This window comes from Janthinobacterium sp. SUN120, assembly GCF_030397735.1.
GTDB lineage: Bacteria > Pseudomonadota > Gammaproteobacteria > Burkholderiales > Burkholderiaceae_D > Janthinobacterium > Janthinobacterium kumbetense.
In genome coordinates, this window is sequence record NZ_JAPUBW010000004.1 from 196201 (window position 1) to 211894 (window position 15694).

Here is a 15694-nt window from a genome sequence, read left to right on the forward strand (position 1 = left end):
CTGACTAATGCCGAATACGACCGAATTGGAATGAAATGGATAAATTGCAGGCGATGCAGCTGTTCCGCCGCGTGGCCGAGCTGGGCAGCTTTCGCCGCGCGGCCGATGAACTGGACCTGTCGGCCTCGTATGTGAGCCGGCGCATCGGCCAGCTGGAGCAGGAACTGGGCGGTCGCCTGATGACGCGCACCACGCGCCAGCTGGCCCTGACGGAAACGGGCGCCGCCTACCTCGAGCACTGCCGCAAGCTGCTCGACGAACTGGCGCAGGCCGAGGACATGGTGGCCCACTCGACGGCCCACGTGACGGGCCGCCTGCGCATCAACGCGCCACTATCGCTGGGCGTGGGCGAGCTGGCCGAGGGCCTGGCCGATTTCATGGCCGAGTGGCCGGCCTTGCGCCTGGACGTCGACCTGAAGGATGAATACGTGGACCTGGCGGCGGCCAACTACGACCTGGGTTTCCGCGTCACCACGGCGCTCACCGATTCGAGCTATGTGGCGCGCCACATCCACGACTACCGCCTGCACATCTGCTGCGCGCCCGCCTACCTGGAACGCCACGGTCCCCTGCTGGACCCCACGGACCTGACGCGCCAGCGCTGCTTCATCTACAGCCACGCCCTGTTCGGCAGCCGCTGGCCGCTGCGCCATGCGGGGCCGCACAGCGACATCGAAGTGCCGAACTGGGTGCGCACGAATAACACCCTGTTCATGCGCAGCCTGATCCTGCGGGGCCTGGGCATCGGCATCCTGCCCACCTTTGTCTGCCGCGAAGAACTGGCCAGCGGCGCGCTGGTCGAACTGTTTCCCGACGTGGAGCGCCCCAGCCTGGCGCTGTTTGCCATCTACCCGTCGCGCCAGCTGGTGGCGCCCCGCGTGACGCGCTGCATCGAGCACCTGAAGCAGTGGTATGCGCAGCGCTATCCCGCGCCGGCGGCGTGAAGCCGGTAAAATCATGGCCACTCTCAATCAAGGATGACCCATGATCAGCTGGCAATGGAACACGTTCGACGAACTCGGCCCCCACGATTTGTACCAGGTGCTGGCCTTGCGCCAGCGCGTGTTCGTCATCGAACAGCAGTGCATTTACCCGGACCTCGATGGCCATGACCAGCAAGCCATGCATTTGCTGGGCTGGCAAACGGTCGACGGCCAGCGCCGGCTGGCCGCCTATCTGCGCGTGCTGGCGCCGGGCGCCAAGTATGTGGAAATGTCGCTGGGCCGCGTGCTGACGGCGCCCGAGGCGCGCACCACGGGCACCGGCAAGCAGCTATTGCTTGAGGGCATCGCGCGCGCCGAACGCCAGCACCCGGGCCACGCCATCCGCATCGGCGCGCAGCATTACCTGGAGCGCTTCTACCAGTCCTTCGGCTTTGTCACCGTCAGCGCACCCTACGATGAAGACGGTATCCAGCACGTCGACATGCTGCGCGCCGTGCAGCCGGGCGCGGCGGCATGACGACGGCCCTGATTTCCTGGAGCGGCGGCAAGGATTCCTGCCTGGCCCTGTGGCGCGCGCGCAACGCCGGCACGAGCGTGCCGCTGCTGATCACGGCCATGGATGAAGATGGCCGAAAATCGCGCTCGCACGGCGTGCCGCCGGAGCTGCTCGAGACGCAGGCAACCAGCCTGGGCGCGCGCCTGCAGCGCTATCACGCCAGCTGGGCCAGCTACGAGGAGCAATTCATCGCCATGCTGCGCGCGGCGAAAGACGCAGGCATAGAACACGCCATCTTCGGCGACATCGACTTGCAGCCGCACCGCGACTGGGAAGAAAAAGTCTGCGCCGCGGCCGGCCTGACGGCCCATTTACCCCTGTGGGGCGGGGATCGCCGCGCGCTGGTCGATGAATTTCTCGCCGCCGGCTTCAAGGCCATCGTCGTCTGCATCAATGGCCAGCACCTGCCGCGCGAATTTTGCGGACGCGAGTTCGACGCCGCCTTCCTGGCCGACCTGCCGCCCGGCGTCGACGCCTGCGGCGAAAACGGCGAATTCCACACCTTCGTCTACGACGGCCCCGCCTTCAGCGCACCGGTGGCGCTGCGCCGCACGCAAGTGCTGCAATATGACGCGCCGGCCAATCTGGGCGGCGCCACGTATTACTTCCAGGAACTGGCACCAGTTTGAATTGGCCGCAAAAGCAAAAAGGGCGACTCCATGGAGTCGCCCTTTGTCCGTGCACCTTGCGCGTGCTTACTTTTTTTCCACTTTTTGCAGCGTGATATCGAACACCAGGCCGGCGTAAGGCGGGATCACCACCGCACCCGACTTGTCGCGGGTGCCGCTCACGCCATAGCCCAGGTCATACGGAATGACCAGGCGGCGCGTGCCGCCTTCCTGCATGCCGACCAGGCCGCGGTCCCAGCCCAGAATCACTCTGCCGATGCCGAGGATAAACGTAAAAGGCTGGAGAGGGAGCGACGTTTCGAATTGCACGCCTTTGCCGTCCGGCTTGCTCGCGTCATACAGCCAGCCCGTATAGGCCACCGTCAAGGTATCGCCCGCCGCAGCGGCCGTGCCGGTGCCTTTCACCAGGTCGGGAAAGAGGAGTTCCTTCACTTGCGTATTCGGGTCAAGCACGACCGGCTTCTGGGTGTTGGCAGCAGCGCCGCAAGCGGTCAGGGCCACGGCGCAAGCGAGGGTGGCGATCATTTGAAATACCGATTTCATGGTTTCCCTTTAAATATTGGTGTGTGGCTAAGCCCGTACGGTGCGGACCGGTACGGGCTGGAGTTTAACAGGACTCGCGTAGCCCATTTGTAAGCAGACGTAAGCAAGGCAATAAATGTGCCTAAATGCAACGTTGACACAATATCTATATTTCTACCTGCGTGCCCAGTTCGATCACCCGGTTGCTCGGAATCTGATAGTAGTCGGCCGCCGTGCGCGCATTACGCGACATGGTGACGAACAGGTGCTCGCGCCACGGCATCATGCCGGCACCCGGCGTCGAGATGATGGTCTGGCGGGCGATGAAGAACGACGTTTCCATCATCTCGAAGTCCAGTCCCTGCTGGGCGCACTGCGCCAGCGCAGCCGGAATGTCCGGTTCATCCTTGAAGCCGTAATGCACATTCACCTGGTAGCACTGGTGGCCCAGGTCCAGCACGCGCACGCGCTCCGATGGCGCCACCCACGGCTCTTCATGCATGAAGACGGTGAGGAAGATCACCCGTTCATGCAACACCTTGTTGTGCAGCAAGTTATGCAGCAGCGCATGCGGCACGCCATCCGTTTCGCCGCGCAGGAAGATGGCCGTGCCGGGCACGCGTAGCGGCGGCGCGATGAACAGCGACGAGAGGAAATCGTCGAGCGGAATCGCATGCTTTTCCAGGTTCTGGAACACCAGCTGGCGGCCCCGCTTCCAGGTCAGCATGACGATGAACAAAATCGAACCCAGCAGCAGCGGGAACCAGCCGCCGTGGAACAGTTTCAGGGCCGTGGCCGACACCAGGTTGACGTCGATGATCAGGAAAAAGCCCGTGGCGGCCCAGCACAGGGCCAGGTTCATCTTCCAGCGGTAGCGGATGACGAAGAAGGTCAGGATGGTCGTCGACAGCATCGTGGCCGTCACGGCGATGCCGTAGGCGGCGGCCAGGTTTTCCGAGGAACCGAAACCGATGACGGCCAGCAGCACCACGGCAAGTTGCAGCCAGTTCACGGCGGGGATGTAGATCTGCCCGATTTCGCTTTCCGACGTGTGGCGCACGCGCATGCGCGGCAGGAAGCCCAGCGCGATCGCTTGCTTGGTCATCGAGAAGGTGCCGGAAATGGTCGCCTGCGAGGCGATCACGGTGGCCATGGTCGACAGGATCACCAGCGGATACACGCTCCACGCGCCCAGTTGCTGGTAAAACGGATTCGAGACGGCTTCCGGATGCGCCAGCAGCAAGCCGCCCTGGCCCAGGTAGTTCAGCGCCAGCGCGGGAAAGGCGATCAGGAACCAGGCCAGGCGGATCGGCTTCTTGCCGAAGTGGCCCATGTCGGCGTACAGCGCCTCGGCGCCCGTCAGCGCCAGCACCACGGCGCCCAGGGCGACGAAGGCGACGAAGCCGTTATTCATCAGGAAAGTGGCTGCGTGCAGGGGATTGAGCGCGGCCAGGATGGCCGGCGACTTGATGATGTTGACCACGCCCATGCCGGCCAGCGCGGCAAACCACAGCACCATGACGGGAGCAAAATAGCGGCCGATACCGGCCGTGCCGTGCGACTGCACCGAATACAGGCCCACCAGCACGGCGATCGTCAGCGGCACCACGTAGGGACTGAAGGCGGGCGTGGCCACTTCCAGGCCTTCGATCGCCGACAGCACGGAAATGGCCGGCGTGATCACGCTGTCGCCATAGAACAGGGTGGCGCCGAAGACGCCGATCACCATCAGCGGGAAATGCCAGCGCGACAGGCGGCTGACGGACGACAGCACCAGCGCCATCAGGGCCATGATGCCGCCCTCGCCGCGGTTGTCGGCGCGCAACACCAGGGTCACGTACTTGAGCGAAACGATCAGGGTCAGGCCCCAGAAAATCAGCGAGACGATGCCCAGCAGATTCTCGTGCGAGAGCAGCAGGCCGTGGGCCGGGTCGAAGACGGTCTTCAGGGTGTACAGCGGACTGGTGCCGATATCGCCGTAAACGATGCCGACGGCCGCCAGCGTCAAGCCGGCAAGGCCGCTTTTTTTATGTTCCGACGTCAAGGTTGCACCCGTTTTTGTTTTGTTGCATCGCACAATATGATAGGTATTAGCAAATAGCAAGAGTATTTTTGCATGGTTCCGCAGCTGCCCCAAGGTCGTGGTTTTGTGCCGCTCCGCCTTGCTGCGCGGACATGCGGCCATTGATTTGTTGCCATTCTACGCCTCGCCAGCGGCGCCGGGCAGCCCCCGATGTTTTCAGCCATAATGACAGACTGTCTACTCTCCAGCGAAGCCCATCATGAATCCAGGCATGCTCTACGCCTCCCTCGCCTTCCTGTGCTGGGGCCTGTTCCCCCTGTACTTCCACGCCATCGGCGAGATCGCGCCGCAGGAAATCCTGGCGCACCGCATGGTCTGGTCGCTGTTGTTCCTGGGCGTCGTACTGACCGTGCGCCGGCAATGGAGCTGGTTGGGCAGCCTGAAGGCGCAGCCCAGGGTCGTGGCCAGCTTCGTCGCCAGCGCATTTTTGCTCTCCGCCAACTGGTTCATCTATATCTGGGCCGTCAACAACGGCCACGTGGTCGACGCCAGCCTCGGCTACTTCATCACGCCCCTGATCAATGTCATGCTGGGCTTTTTGCTGCTGCACGAGCGCCTGCGCCGCCTGCAGTGGCTGGCCATCGGCCTGGCCGCCTGCGGCGTGGCCTGGCTCACTTGGCAAGCGGGACAGGTGCCGTGGATCGCCCTGCTGCTGGCGGCCACCTTCGGCGGCTATGGCTTGCTGCGCAAGACGGCCGCGCTGGGCGCGCTGGAAGGCCTGTCGTTCGAAACACTGATTTTATTTCCCCTGGCGCTGGCCTACATGCTGTGGCTGGCGTGGCATGGCCAGAGCGGCTTCGTCAACACGGATTCCACCGCCACGCGCGCGCTGCTGCTGGCGTCCGGCCCCATCACGGCCATTCCCCTGCTGCTGTTTGCGGCCGGCGCGCGCCGCCTGCCGCTGGCCGTGCTGGGGCTATTGCAATACATCGCCCCCACAGGCCAGCTCTTGATCGGCGTGTGGGTCTTCCACGAATCGTTCACGCCCGAGCGTATGCTGGGCTTCCTCGTCATCTGGACGGCGCTGGCCCTGTACGCGGCCGAAGGGCTGTGGACGGCCCGCAAGGCGCGCGCCGCCTAGTCCTGCCCCTGGCGTCCGTTTCCGCAGCGCGCAGCGCTGGCCGGAAGCGGGCGTTTACCGTATCCTGTCCGTCTTTGTATATCACCCGAGATTTCTAATGGCAAATTACGTCTACACCATGAATCGCGTGGGCAAAATCGTCCCGCCCAAGCGCCAGATTCTGAAAGATATTTCCCTGTCCTTCTTCCCAGGCGCGAAGATCGGCGTGCTGGGCCTGAACGGCTCCGGCAAATCGACCCTGCTGAAAATCATGGCAGGCATCGACACCGACATCCAGGGCGAAGCTGTGCCGATGCCGGGCCTGAACATCGGCTATCTGCCGCAGGAACCGCAGCTGGACCCGGCAAAAACCGTGCGCCAGGAAGTCGAGTCGGGCCTGGGCGAAGTGTTTGAAGCGCAAGCCAAGCTGGAAGCCGTGTACGCCGCATATGCCGAGGAAGACGCCGATTTCGACGCCCTGGCCACGGAACAGGCACGCCTGGAAGCGATCATTTCGACCTCCGACGGCGGCAATCTGAATCTGCAGCTGGAAATGGCCGCCGACGCGCTGCGCCTGCCGCCATGGGACGCCACCATTGGCGTGCTGTCCGGCGGTGAAAAGCGCCGCGTGGCGCTGTGCAAGCTGCTGCTGTCGAAACCCGACATGCTGCTGCTCGACGAGCCGACCAACCATCTGGATGCGGAATCGGTCGACTGGCTGGAACAATTCCTGCTGCGCTTCCCCGGCACCGTGGTGGCCATCACCCATGACCGCTACTTCCTCGACAACGCGGCAGAGTGGATCCTGGAACTGGACCGCGGCCACGGCATTCCATGGAAGGGTAACTACTCGACCTGGCTGGATCAGAAGCAAGCCCGCCTGAAGCAGGAAGAGGCGACGGAATCGGCGCGCCAAAAGGCGCTGCAGAAGGAATTGGAATGGTCGCGCCAGAACCCGAAAGCGCGCCAGGCCAAGTCGAAAGCCCGCCTGGCCCGCTTCAACGAGCTGTCCGAGCACGAATACCAGAAGCGCAACGAAACGCAGGAAATCTTCATTCCCGTGGCAGAACGCCTGGGCAATGAAGTCATCGAGTTCAAGAACGTGTCGAAAGCGTTCGGCGACCGCCTGCTGATCGATAACCTGAGCTTCACCGTGCCGCCAGGCGCCATCGTCGGCATCATCGGCCCCAACGGCGCCGGTAAATCGACCCTGTTCAAGATGATCACCGGCAAGGAAACACCGGACAGCGGCGAAGTGGCCATCGGCCAGACGGCGCGCGTGTCCATCGTCGACCAGAACCGCGATAGTCTCGCTGACAACAAGTCCGTGTTCGAAGACGTCTCCGGCGGCGCCGACATGCTGACGGTGGGCCGCTTCGAAATGCCGTCGCGCGCCTACCTGGGCCGCTTCAACTTCAAGGGTTCGGACCAGCAGAAGCAAGTGGGCAACCTGTCCGGCGGTGAACGCGGACGTCTGCACCTGGCGAAAACCCTGCTGATGGGCGGCAACGTCCTGCTGCTCGATGAACCGTCGAACGATCTGGACGTGGAAACCTTGCGCGCGCTGGAAGACGCCCTGCTGGAATTTGCCGGCAGCGTCATGGTCATTTCCCATGACCGCTGGTTCCTCGACCGTATCGCCACGCACATCCTCGCTTTCGAAGGCAACTCGCAGGTCACCTTCTTTGACGGCAACTATCAAGAATACGAAGCCGACAAGAAGAAACGCCTGGGCGAAGAAGGCGCGAAACCGAAACGTATCCGCTACAAGCCCTTGACCACGTAATTTCGGTCCGGCCATGCAAAAAGGCAGTTACCTCGCGGCAACTGCCTTTTTTTTCAGCACACTTCCAGTTTTTAAAACCGTAGCGAGCGGCAACGAATTGTGGCTGAGAAGCGGAGCTGTGCTCTAGCACAGTGAGCATCGGAGGCTACAAAGCGTACCGCGCAGTAGGTTTTTAGAAGTTGTAGCGTGCGCCCAGTGCCAGGCCGGTAGCCTTGCGGCCCTGGTCGGCGCTCTTGCCGAAGTGTTCCACTTCCGCCGTCAGCGAGACTTTCTCGTTGATTGCGTATTGGGCGCCGACGGAGGCGTACACGCCCGTCTTGTCGTTGCCGCTGATGCCGGTCGACAAGCCCGTGCCGCTCAAGCTGTTCTTGACCTTGGCTACGCCCAGCTTGCCGAACACGCCGACTTTGTCGGTCACGGGCATGGTGGCCTTGCCGGCCAGGTAGTAGCCGTGCGAATCGCTTTTCACGGAACCGTTGCCGGCGCCGGTGACATAGCTGTAATCCTTGCTGCCGAAATCGGCATAGCCGCCTTCGATTGCCCAGGTTTTATCGAAATCGTAACCGGCGAAGATCTTGGCGCCAGCCTTGTAGCCGCTGTGATTATCGGCGCTGGTGGCGCCAGGAATATCGAAGTTATAACGGTTGCCTGTGACGCCGGCACCCACATACGCGCCTTCGGCGTGGGCGGCGCTCATGCCGGTCAGTGCGGTAACGGATGCGATCATTGCAAACAGGATTTTCTTCTTCATCATGTTCTCTCTCTCAATTAGTGAATGGTGCCTGGATTCGCAGTTCAGCGAAGTGCGATGACTACACAATAACAGCCGAAAAAAGCTACGTCTTTCTCCATTCCGTAAGAACTGTGACAAGATGTAAGCTGACATTGCAAACTGACAATAACCGTAAAATGCGCACCGTTGAGCGAACTTAAGATAGACTTAAGAGCATTAGCGATTTTCAGTCCAGAGGAGAAGTGCATGCACAAACGCCAGTTTCTCGCCGCCGGCATGGCCGCCGCGGCCTTGCCCGCAATCGCCCGGGCGGCGCCCGCCGGCCTGCGCGGTCCCGCCCTGCTGACCATCACGGGCAGCATCGACAAGCCGAACCGGGGTCCGTTCGACGCCGTGCGCGACCAGATGATGCACAAGCAAAAGATCAGTTTTGAGCGGGCGCGGGCCTTCGACTTTGCGGCGCTGGCGAACTTGCCGGCGCGCACCATCCACCCCACCCTGGAATACGATGGCAAGGCGCATGCCCTGCGCGGGCCGCTGCTGGTCGAGGTATTGAAGGCGGCCGGCGCGCCCGAGGACGATGCCGTGCGGCTACTGCTGCGGGCCGTGGATGGCTATGCGGCGGCGCTGACCATGGCGCAGGCGCGCGCGCAGCGTTTTATCGTCGCCACCCACCTGGACGGGCAGGCGATGGCGCTGGGCGGCCTGGGGCCCCTATGGGCGATCCACGATGCGGACCGCATCGCCGCCGTGGCGGCCCTGCCCCTGGCCGAACGGTTCGCCAGCTGCCCGTGGGCGCTGTATCACATTGGTGTGGAGGCGGGTTGACGCTACTTAAAACAACGCCAAACAGAACCGTAGCGAGCGGAAGGGAGAGGTGGCTGAGAAGCGGAGCTGTGCTAATGCACGGGGCCGCCGAGGCAGTGAGCATCGCAGGCCGCCTATACCGACGCGCAGTAGGTTTTGATAGGCGTTTAGGCGTAGGCTTCCGCCATCGACATGACGCGCGGCGAGATGGTGATGCCGTGTTCCTCGAACAGCGCCGTGATGGCCGCCAGGTTATGCGTGCATTCCTCGGTTTTCCAGCCCTTGAAGATGTCCGTGCCATCCTTCTGGAAATGCAGGTCCAGCACCTTGCCCGCATCCTTGTGCAGGTAGGGCGAACTATAGGTGTTCTCGAAGCCGAGCGCCTTCAATTGTCCCAGCAAGGCATGCGGTGGATGGTCGGGATCGGTGGCGAGAAAAATGCCGAAGGTCTTGCCCGGTGGTTTCGCAGCGATGTCGACCTCGTAGATGCCGGGGGCCTTGCTGACGGACGTACTCTTTAAAAATAACATACAACACTCCCTGCGCGTAATGTCCCGCGCCTGAAACGGGCGGCAAGACAGGGGCGGTGCGCAATGATTCCCCTCGTCAAATCTTATTGCTAATTTGCATCTTTGTCGACAAATCGGCACTTTTATTTGGTAAGTCGTGGTTATCTTGTCGCGTTCGCCAAGGTAAATTGTCAATAAAGCCAGTTATCATTGCGCCAATACCCGGCCTGCTGCATACTTTTGGCTTGCGTCAAGATTGCCTTCCCGCCGGCCACCCCTCGTCTCCATGCGTCTTCTGTCGATCAAGTACCGCCTGCTCATACTCCTGACCCTGATCCTGGGGGCGGGCTTCATGGCCACCAGCCTGGCCAGCTACCTGGCTTCGCGCCAGGCCATCGAGCACGGCATCGCCGACCAGACCTTGCCATTGACGGGCGACAATATCTATTCCGAAATCCAGAAGGACATGCTGCGCCCCGTCTTCATCTCCTCGCTGATGGCACACGACACCTTCGTGCGCGACTGGATACTCGCCGGCGAAAACAAGCCGGAACAGATCGTGCGCTACCTGGCCGAGGTCAAGAAGAAGTACGGCGCCATCACCAGCTTTCTCGTCTCGGACAAGAGCAGCAAATATTACTATGCGGAAGGCACCCTGAAATCCGTCAGCCCGCAAGCGACGCGCGACATCTGGTACTACCGCGTGCGCGCCATGGACACCACCGACTATGAAACGAATGTCGACGTGGACATGGCCAACCGCGACAGCATGACCATCTTCATCAATCACCGCGTCTACGACTACGACGGCCAGTTCATCGGCGCCACCGGCATCGGCCTGACCCTGGCCACCATGAGCCACATCATCGACCGCTACCAGGCGCGCTTCCACCGCAACATCTATTTTGTCGACGGCGCCGGCGCCCTGGTGCTGGCGGGCAAGACCATGCGCAACGGGCACGGCAATATCCGCAGCCTGCCCGGCGTGAACGCCATTGCCGAGCAAATCATCAACCGCCAGAGCGAACCGACGCACCTGTCGTACCAGCTGGGGCGCGCGCAAATCCTCGTCAACTCGCGCTTCATTCCCGAACTGGGCTGGTATTTGGTGGTCGAGCAGAATGTCAGCGATGAAGTCCAGTCGCTGCAGCGCGTGTTCATCTTCAACCTGGCCATCAGCTTTGGCGTCACCCTGCTGGTGCTGGTTTTGACCCTGCTGACGGTGAACCGCTACCAGCGCCGCATCGAACGCATCGCCTCGACGGATGCGCTGACGGGGCTATTGAACCGCCAATCGCTGGAATTGCTGTTCCAGCGCGCCATGCTCTTGTCCAAACGCAACGAACAACCGATGTCCGCCATCCTCTTCGACATCGACTTCTTCAAGCGCGTCAACGATACCCACGGCCACCTGTGGGGCGACAAGGTGATCCGTGGCGTGGCCGACGTGGCGCGCGCCACCGTGCGCGAAAGCGACGTCATCACGCGCTGGGGCGGCGAGGAATACCTGGTACTGCTGAACAATTGCAGCCTGGCGCAAGCGGCGGAAGTGGCGGAAAACCTGCGCGCCGCCGTCGAGCGCCACGATTTCGGCCTGCCCGCGCCGCAACTGCCCGTGACGATCAGCCTGGGCGTGGCCGAGTACCGGCCAGAGGAAAGCGAATCGGCCTTCTTCTCGCGCGCCGACAGCGCCTTATATCAGGCCAAGCATCACGGCCGCAACGGCGTGCACGCCGCCTGAGTCATCCCCCGCGCTTGCGCCTGGCCAGATCCTGCGTAGGCGCCACCAGCGCCCGGTACAACTCGCCCGTGGCGGCATCCCAGCTTTGCACGGCCAGCTGCTGGCGTTGCACGGTGGCAGAGTCGCCGCGCGCGATGGGGCCGGACAGCGCGGGCGCGGCGCCCAGGCGGAACACGTTCGCCACCGCTTCCGTCACCAGGGGCTGCGCCAGTTCGCGCGCCACGGGCTCGGGAATGCCGGCCGCCTGGTAGGCGCGCAAGGCGGCGTCGAGCACCGTCACCAGGTAATTGCTGGCGAAGACGGCGGCGGCGTGATACAGGGTCTTGGCGGCCGGGTCGATGGGCACAGGACGCGCGCCGATGGCGTTCAAGGCGGGCGTGAGGAAGGCCAGCGCCAGCGGATCGCCTTCGACGCCGCAAAACGTGCCGTCGAAGGTGGCAGCCACCTGCTGCGGGTCGGCAAAGCTGCGGATCGGATGGGCGCTGGCGACAGAGGCGCCCGCCTGCGTGGCGGCCAGCAGCACGTTCGAGGCCAGCGCGCCGCTGCAGTGGAACACGATGGCGCCCGCCTGGCGTCCCTCGGCCACCAGCGCCGCGCAGGCCGGGCCGATCTGGTCGTCGGAGACGGCCAGCATGGTGACGTCGGCGCGCCGCAAGGCCGCATAGCTGGCGACGGGAGTGCCGGCACCGATGAAATCGACGGCAGCCTGCGCCGACGTCATCGAGCGCGTCAGCACATCCTGCACCAGGATTGCTCCGCCCTGCGTGCCATCCACGCGGGCGAACAAACGGCCCAGCACACGGCCCACATGGCCGGCGCCGATGATATTGAGGGTAACGTTCATGGCGATTTTCTAGAAGCTCGATCCCGGCTGGCGCAAAAATTCCAGCTCTTGCGGCGTGGAGGCGCGGCCGAGGATGGCGTTGCGGTGCGGGAAGCGGCCAAAGCGGGCGATCACTTCCTGGTGGCGCTCGGCGTAATCGAGCATGCCGTCAAAGCCGGGCTGCGCCTGCGACAGCAGCTGGAACAGCTCGACGGCGCGCGCCTGCATGGCCAGGTCTTCCGCGTGTTCGAGCGGCAGGTAGACAAAAGCACGCAGCATCGGCGGCAGCTGGCGGTCCTGCCCCGCGTCCGTCAAGGCGACGGCCAGGGCCAGCGCCTGGGCGTCGCCGGCAAAGGCGCGCGGCGTACCCCGATAGACGTTGCGCGTGAATTGATCGAGCACGATCAGGCGCGCCAGCGCACCGTGCGGCGTCGCATCCCACGCGCGCAAGCCGCCCTCGATGGCGGCATCGATCAGCGCGCCGAAACGCGCGCGTATCTGCGCGTCGAAGCCGTCATCCTTGCGGAACCATTCCACGCGCGACTGGCCGTAGTCGGGGTTATCCGGCGGCAGGAACCAGAAATCGAGTACCTCTTGAGCCTGTGCATCCATGTCCATCCTCTCGGCAACCGTATCAGTTGCGGGCATGCGACAGCTGGAAGCCGGCGATGCCTTCGAAGGCGGCCAGTTCGGCCGACATGGCCGACAGGCTGGCGCCCGTGTTCTTGCCATGCGCGATGGCGACAAAACGCCATTCCTGCATGCCGTCCGTGCTGCCGATGGTCAGCGAGCCGCCGGCAATGTCGTAGCCGCGCTTGGCCGCCATGCGCCGCAGCGCATCTTCGCGCGGAATGAAATCGCGCTTGAAACGCATGGTGATGGCCACCGCGTGGCGCGACGGCAGCCAGTTCTCCAGTTTTGACAGGAAAATCATCGCCATCGCACACAGGAAGGCCAGGCCCATGGCCGACAGATAAAAACCGATGCCGACCATGATGCCGATCACGGACGAAGCCCAGATCGAGGCAGCCGTCGTCAGGCCGCTGATATTGAAGCCCTCGCGCATGATCACGCCGGCGCCGAGGAAACCCACGCCCGTGACGATGCCCTGAATGACCCGCGTGGGGTCGCTGCCGACGATGGCGCCATGGCCGCCGTACCAGAACTCCGGATAGCCGCCCAGCACCGTCAGCGCGGCCGACGCCATGCACACGAGGCTGTAGGTGCGCATGCCGGCCGCGCGCCCGTGATACGAGCGCTCGTAACCCACCAGCAAGCCCAGCAGCAGTGCGCCAAGCAGGTTCAGCAGGATCACGCCATTCGTCGCCAGCTCGGCCGGCGACCAGTAGGCGCGCAGGAAGTCGATGGTCGGCATTTAGTCCTGGGGCTTTTTCGTCAGCTGCTTTTCAAACGCCACGTCGAGCTTGCTGACGCGGCGCGCCTTTTGCGGTCCCAGGCCATTCACGAAGGCGACAAAGGCGTCCAGTTCCAGCGGCGGGCACAGGGGCGGCAAGCCGGGGCCTTCCGTGAGAAAGAACAGTTCATCGCCCGTGCGCGCCATCGTGTACAGGCGGTGGCCGGTGCGTTCCTTGAGCCGCTCGATGGCGGACGTGGCGCGGGTCGAGCGCATCAGATGGCTCCCGTGCGCTGTTCCAGCCACGCCAGCGCAGGCGCATCGGCCGGCGCGGCCAGGTGCGGCGCCAGGCGCGCACGCACGGTGGCGTGATAGTCGTTCAGCCAGGCCGCTTCGTCATCGCGCAGCAGCGAGCGTTCCACGCAGCGCGTGTCGATCGGGCACAGGGTCAAGGTTTCGAAGCGCAGGAATTCGCCGAAGGGCGTCGTCCCCGCGGGAACGTTCAGCACCAGGTTCTCGATACGGATGCCCCACTGGCCGGGACGGTAGATGCCCGGCTCGACGGAGGTGATCATGCCCGGTTCCATGGCTGTCTGCGGCTCCGGCATGGCGGACTGCGAAATCGATTGCGGTCCTTCGTGGACGTTGAGGAAAAAGCCCACGCCGTGGCCCGTGCCGTGGCCAAAGTCGATGCCCTCGGCCCACAGGGGCGCGCGGGCGATGGAATCGAGCATGGGCGACTTCACGCCGCGCGGGAATTGCGCGCGCGACAGCGCGATCATGCTGCGCAAGACCAGGGTGAAATCGCGCCTGTGCTCGGCCGTGATCGCGCCGACGGGGACCACGCGGGTGATATCCGTGGTGCCGCCCCAGTACTGGCCGCCCGAGTCGATCAGCAACAAGCCATCGCCTTCGATAGTGGCGGCCGAATCTGCATGGGCGTGGTAATGCATGATGGCGCCATGCGCATTGAAGCCGGCGATGGTGCCGAAACTGGGGCTGACAAACCCGGCGCGGCGGGCGCGGGCAGCCGTCAGGTGCTCGTCGACGCCGATTTCCGTCAACGGCGCGCGCTGCGGGTCGGCCAGGGTGCTATCCAGCCAGCTGAAAAACTCGCACAGGGCGACGCCATCCTGCTCCATGGCGGCGCGCACGTGCGCCGCTTCGCCATCCGTCTTGCGCGACTTGGCCAGGGTGGTCGGATTGATGGCTTCCACCACCTGCACGCCATCGGCCACGGCCTGGCGCGTGCCGAAGGTGATGCGGCGCGGGTCGAGCAGCAAGGTGGCGCCGGCCGGCAAGGCGGCCAGCGCGGCAGCCGTGCGGTCATAGGCGGCCACGTCCACGCCCTGCTCTTCCAGGATGGCGCGCAGGGCCGCCGGCACCTTGCCGTCGGCGACGAACAGGGTGGCGCGCTCGGGTCCCACCAGCGCATGCGCGAGGAAGACGGGGTTGTAGTTGACGTCCGCGCCGCGCAGGTTGAACAGGTAAGCGATATCGTCGAGGGTGGAAATCACATGGTGGCTGGCGCCCTGGGCCGCCATGCTGGCGCGCAGGGCCGCCAGTTTTTGCGTGCGCGACAGCGAGGGATACGCGGCCGCATGTTCAACCACGGGGGCGGCGGGCATGGCCGGACGCTGCGGCCACACGGCTTGCAGCACATCGGTGTCCGTGCGCAGGGTGACTTGCGCGCCCAACGCCTGCTGCAGCAGGCGCGCATTGGCCAGGCCCAGCACGGCGCCATCGACGGCTACCGTCTGCCCTGGCCGCATGGTTTCGCCCAGCCAGTCGATATACAGCACGCTGGCGCCGGACGGGATTTTCTTCAGGACGATGCCGCTGCCGGCCAGTTCGTCTTCCGCCTGTTCCCAGTAGCGGCCATCGGTCCATACGCCGGCAAACTCCTGCGTCACGACCAGGGTGCCGACCGACCCCGTAAAGCCCGACAGCCACTCGCGGCCCTGCCAGCGGGCCGGCAAGTACTCGGACAAATGCGGGTCGGCCGAGGGCACGATGCAGGCGTCGATATGCTGCGCGCGCATGGCGCTGCGCAGTTGCGACAAACGGGAGGCGGGAGTGGCTTGGTCAGGTGTCTGCATGGGTGCGAAAATGGAGCGGTGCTGGGAAGTGTCTATGATACCGCGATT

Annotated in this window: 16 protein-coding genes; 7 read left to right on the forward strand and 9 right to left on the reverse strand. The window is 63.9% G+C overall.

The features are described from left to right. Nucleotides 1–35 precede the first annotated feature (35 nt). The 3 genes from O0879_RS21480 to O0879_RS21490 are packed head-to-tail and all read left to right on the forward strand — an operon-like array spanning nucleotide 36 to nucleotide 2129. On the forward strand, nucleotides 36–944 hold the full coding sequence (locus tag O0879_RS21480) for a LysR family transcriptional regulator (RefSeq protein WP_289918639.1): 909 nt from the start codon (nucleotides 36–38) through the stop codon (nucleotides 942–944). Between the two features lie 40 nt (nucleotides 945–984). Next, complete coding sequence (locus O0879_RS21485; RefSeq protein WP_289918640.1) at nucleotides 985–1461, forward strand: GNAT family N-acetyltransferase; 477 nt, start codon at nucleotides 985–987, stop codon at nucleotides 1459–1461. Then, the gene (locus O0879_RS21490) at nucleotides 1458–2129 is read left to right on the forward strand and encodes a diphthine--ammonia ligase (protein WP_289918643.1); all 672 of its coding nucleotides are present in this window, start codon (nucleotides 1458–1460) and stop codon (nucleotides 2127–2129) included. The genes O0879_RS21485 and O0879_RS21490 overlap by 4 nt, the downstream gene beginning before the upstream one ends. Before the next feature lie 66 nt (nucleotides 2130–2195). Here the strand turns inward: O0879_RS21490 and O0879_RS21495 are convergent, their stop codons facing one another. Both O0879_RS21495 and O0879_RS21500 read right to left on the reverse strand, forming a co-directional pair. After that, the gene (locus O0879_RS21495) at nucleotides 2196–2672 is read right to left on the reverse strand and encodes an FKBP-type peptidyl-prolyl cis-trans isomerase (protein WP_289912522.1); all 477 of its coding nucleotides are present in this window, start codon (nucleotides 2670–2672) and stop codon (nucleotides 2196–2198) included. Nucleotides 2673–2817: 145 nt separating this feature from the next. Further along, entirely contained in the window at nucleotides 2818–4695 is a 1878-nt protein-coding gene (locus tag O0879_RS21500; protein WP_289918644.1) for a potassium transporter Kup, read from the reverse strand. A 238-nt stretch (nucleotides 4696–4933) separates the two neighbouring features. Here O0879_RS21500 and rarD point away from each other — a divergent pair, with 238 nt between their 5' ends. Further along, nucleotides 4934–5815, forward strand: a complete 882-nt coding sequence (rarD, locus tag O0879_RS21505; protein WP_289918648.1) for an EamA family transporter RarD — start codon at nucleotides 4934–4936, stop codon at nucleotides 5813–5815. Nucleotides 5816–5912: 97 nt separating this feature from the next. After that, nucleotides 5913–7580, forward strand: coding sequence for an energy-dependent translational throttle protein EttA (gene ettA, locus O0879_RS21510; protein WP_034752850.1), 1668 nt, complete (start codon nucleotides 5913–5915; stop codon nucleotides 7578–7580). Between the two features lie 172 nt (nucleotides 7581–7752). Here the strand turns inward: ettA and O0879_RS21515 are convergent, their stop codons facing one another. Continuing rightward, nucleotides 7753–8334, reverse strand: coding sequence for a porin family protein (locus O0879_RS21515; RefSeq protein WP_099665893.1), 582 nt, complete (start codon nucleotides 8332–8334; stop codon nucleotides 7753–7755). A 225-nt stretch (nucleotides 8335–8559) separates the two neighbouring features. On the opposite strand from O0879_RS21515, the gene O0879_RS21520 reads away from it, so the two are divergent. Continuing rightward, on the forward strand, nucleotides 8560–9141 hold the full coding sequence (locus tag O0879_RS21520; RefSeq protein WP_289905939.1) for a molybdopterin-dependent oxidoreductase: 582 nt from the start codon (nucleotides 8560–8562) through the stop codon (nucleotides 9139–9141). A 146-nt stretch (nucleotides 9142–9287) separates the two neighbouring features. Here the strand turns inward: O0879_RS21520 and O0879_RS21525 are convergent, their stop codons facing one another. Beyond that, complete coding sequence (locus tag O0879_RS21525; RefSeq protein WP_251349529.1) at nucleotides 9288–9650, reverse strand: hypothetical protein; 363 nt, start codon at nucleotides 9648–9650, stop codon at nucleotides 9288–9290. Between the two features lie 265 nt (nucleotides 9651–9915). Here O0879_RS21525 and O0879_RS21530 point away from each other — a divergent pair, with 265 nt between their 5' ends. Then, nucleotides 9916–11370 carry a sensor domain-containing diguanylate cyclase gene (locus O0879_RS21530; protein ID WP_289918649.1) on the forward strand — a complete coding sequence of 485 codons (1455 nt, stop codon included), beginning with the start codon at nucleotides 9916–9918 and terminating at the stop codon, nucleotides 11368–11370. A gap of 1 nt (nucleotide 11371) precedes the next feature. On the opposite strand, the gene O0879_RS21535 is transcribed toward O0879_RS21530, so the two are convergent. From O0879_RS21535 to O0879_RS21555, 5 genes are read right to left on the reverse strand one after another with little or no spacing between them, the layout of a single operon-like run. Then, complete coding sequence (locus O0879_RS21535) at nucleotides 11372–12214, reverse strand: Rossmann-like and DUF2520 domain-containing protein (RefSeq protein WP_289918652.1); 843 nt, start codon at nucleotides 12212–12214, stop codon at nucleotides 11372–11374. 9 nt (nucleotides 12215–12223) lie between these two features. Further along, nucleotides 12224–12811 (reverse strand): DUF924 family protein, encoded by a 588-nt coding sequence (locus O0879_RS21540; protein ID WP_289918862.1) that lies wholly within the window; start codon nucleotides 12809–12811, stop codon nucleotides 12224–12226. 16 nt (nucleotides 12812–12827) lie between these two features. After that, the gene (locus O0879_RS21545; RefSeq protein ID WP_099665898.1) at nucleotides 12828–13568 is read right to left on the reverse strand and encodes an MgtC/SapB family protein; all 741 of its coding nucleotides are present in this window, start codon (nucleotides 13566–13568) and stop codon (nucleotides 12828–12830) included. After that, nucleotides 13569–13823 (reverse strand): hypothetical protein, encoded by a 255-nt coding sequence (locus tag O0879_RS21550; protein ID WP_077398459.1) that lies wholly within the window; start codon nucleotides 13821–13823, stop codon nucleotides 13569–13571. Continuing rightward, the gene (locus tag O0879_RS21555; protein ID WP_289918653.1) at nucleotides 13823–15646 is read right to left on the reverse strand and encodes an aminopeptidase P family protein; all 1824 of its coding nucleotides are present in this window, start codon (nucleotides 15644–15646) and stop codon (nucleotides 13823–13825) included. Before O0879_RS21555 ends, O0879_RS21550 begins: the two co-directional genes overlap by 1 nt. Nucleotides 15647–15694: the final 48 nt, after the last annotated feature.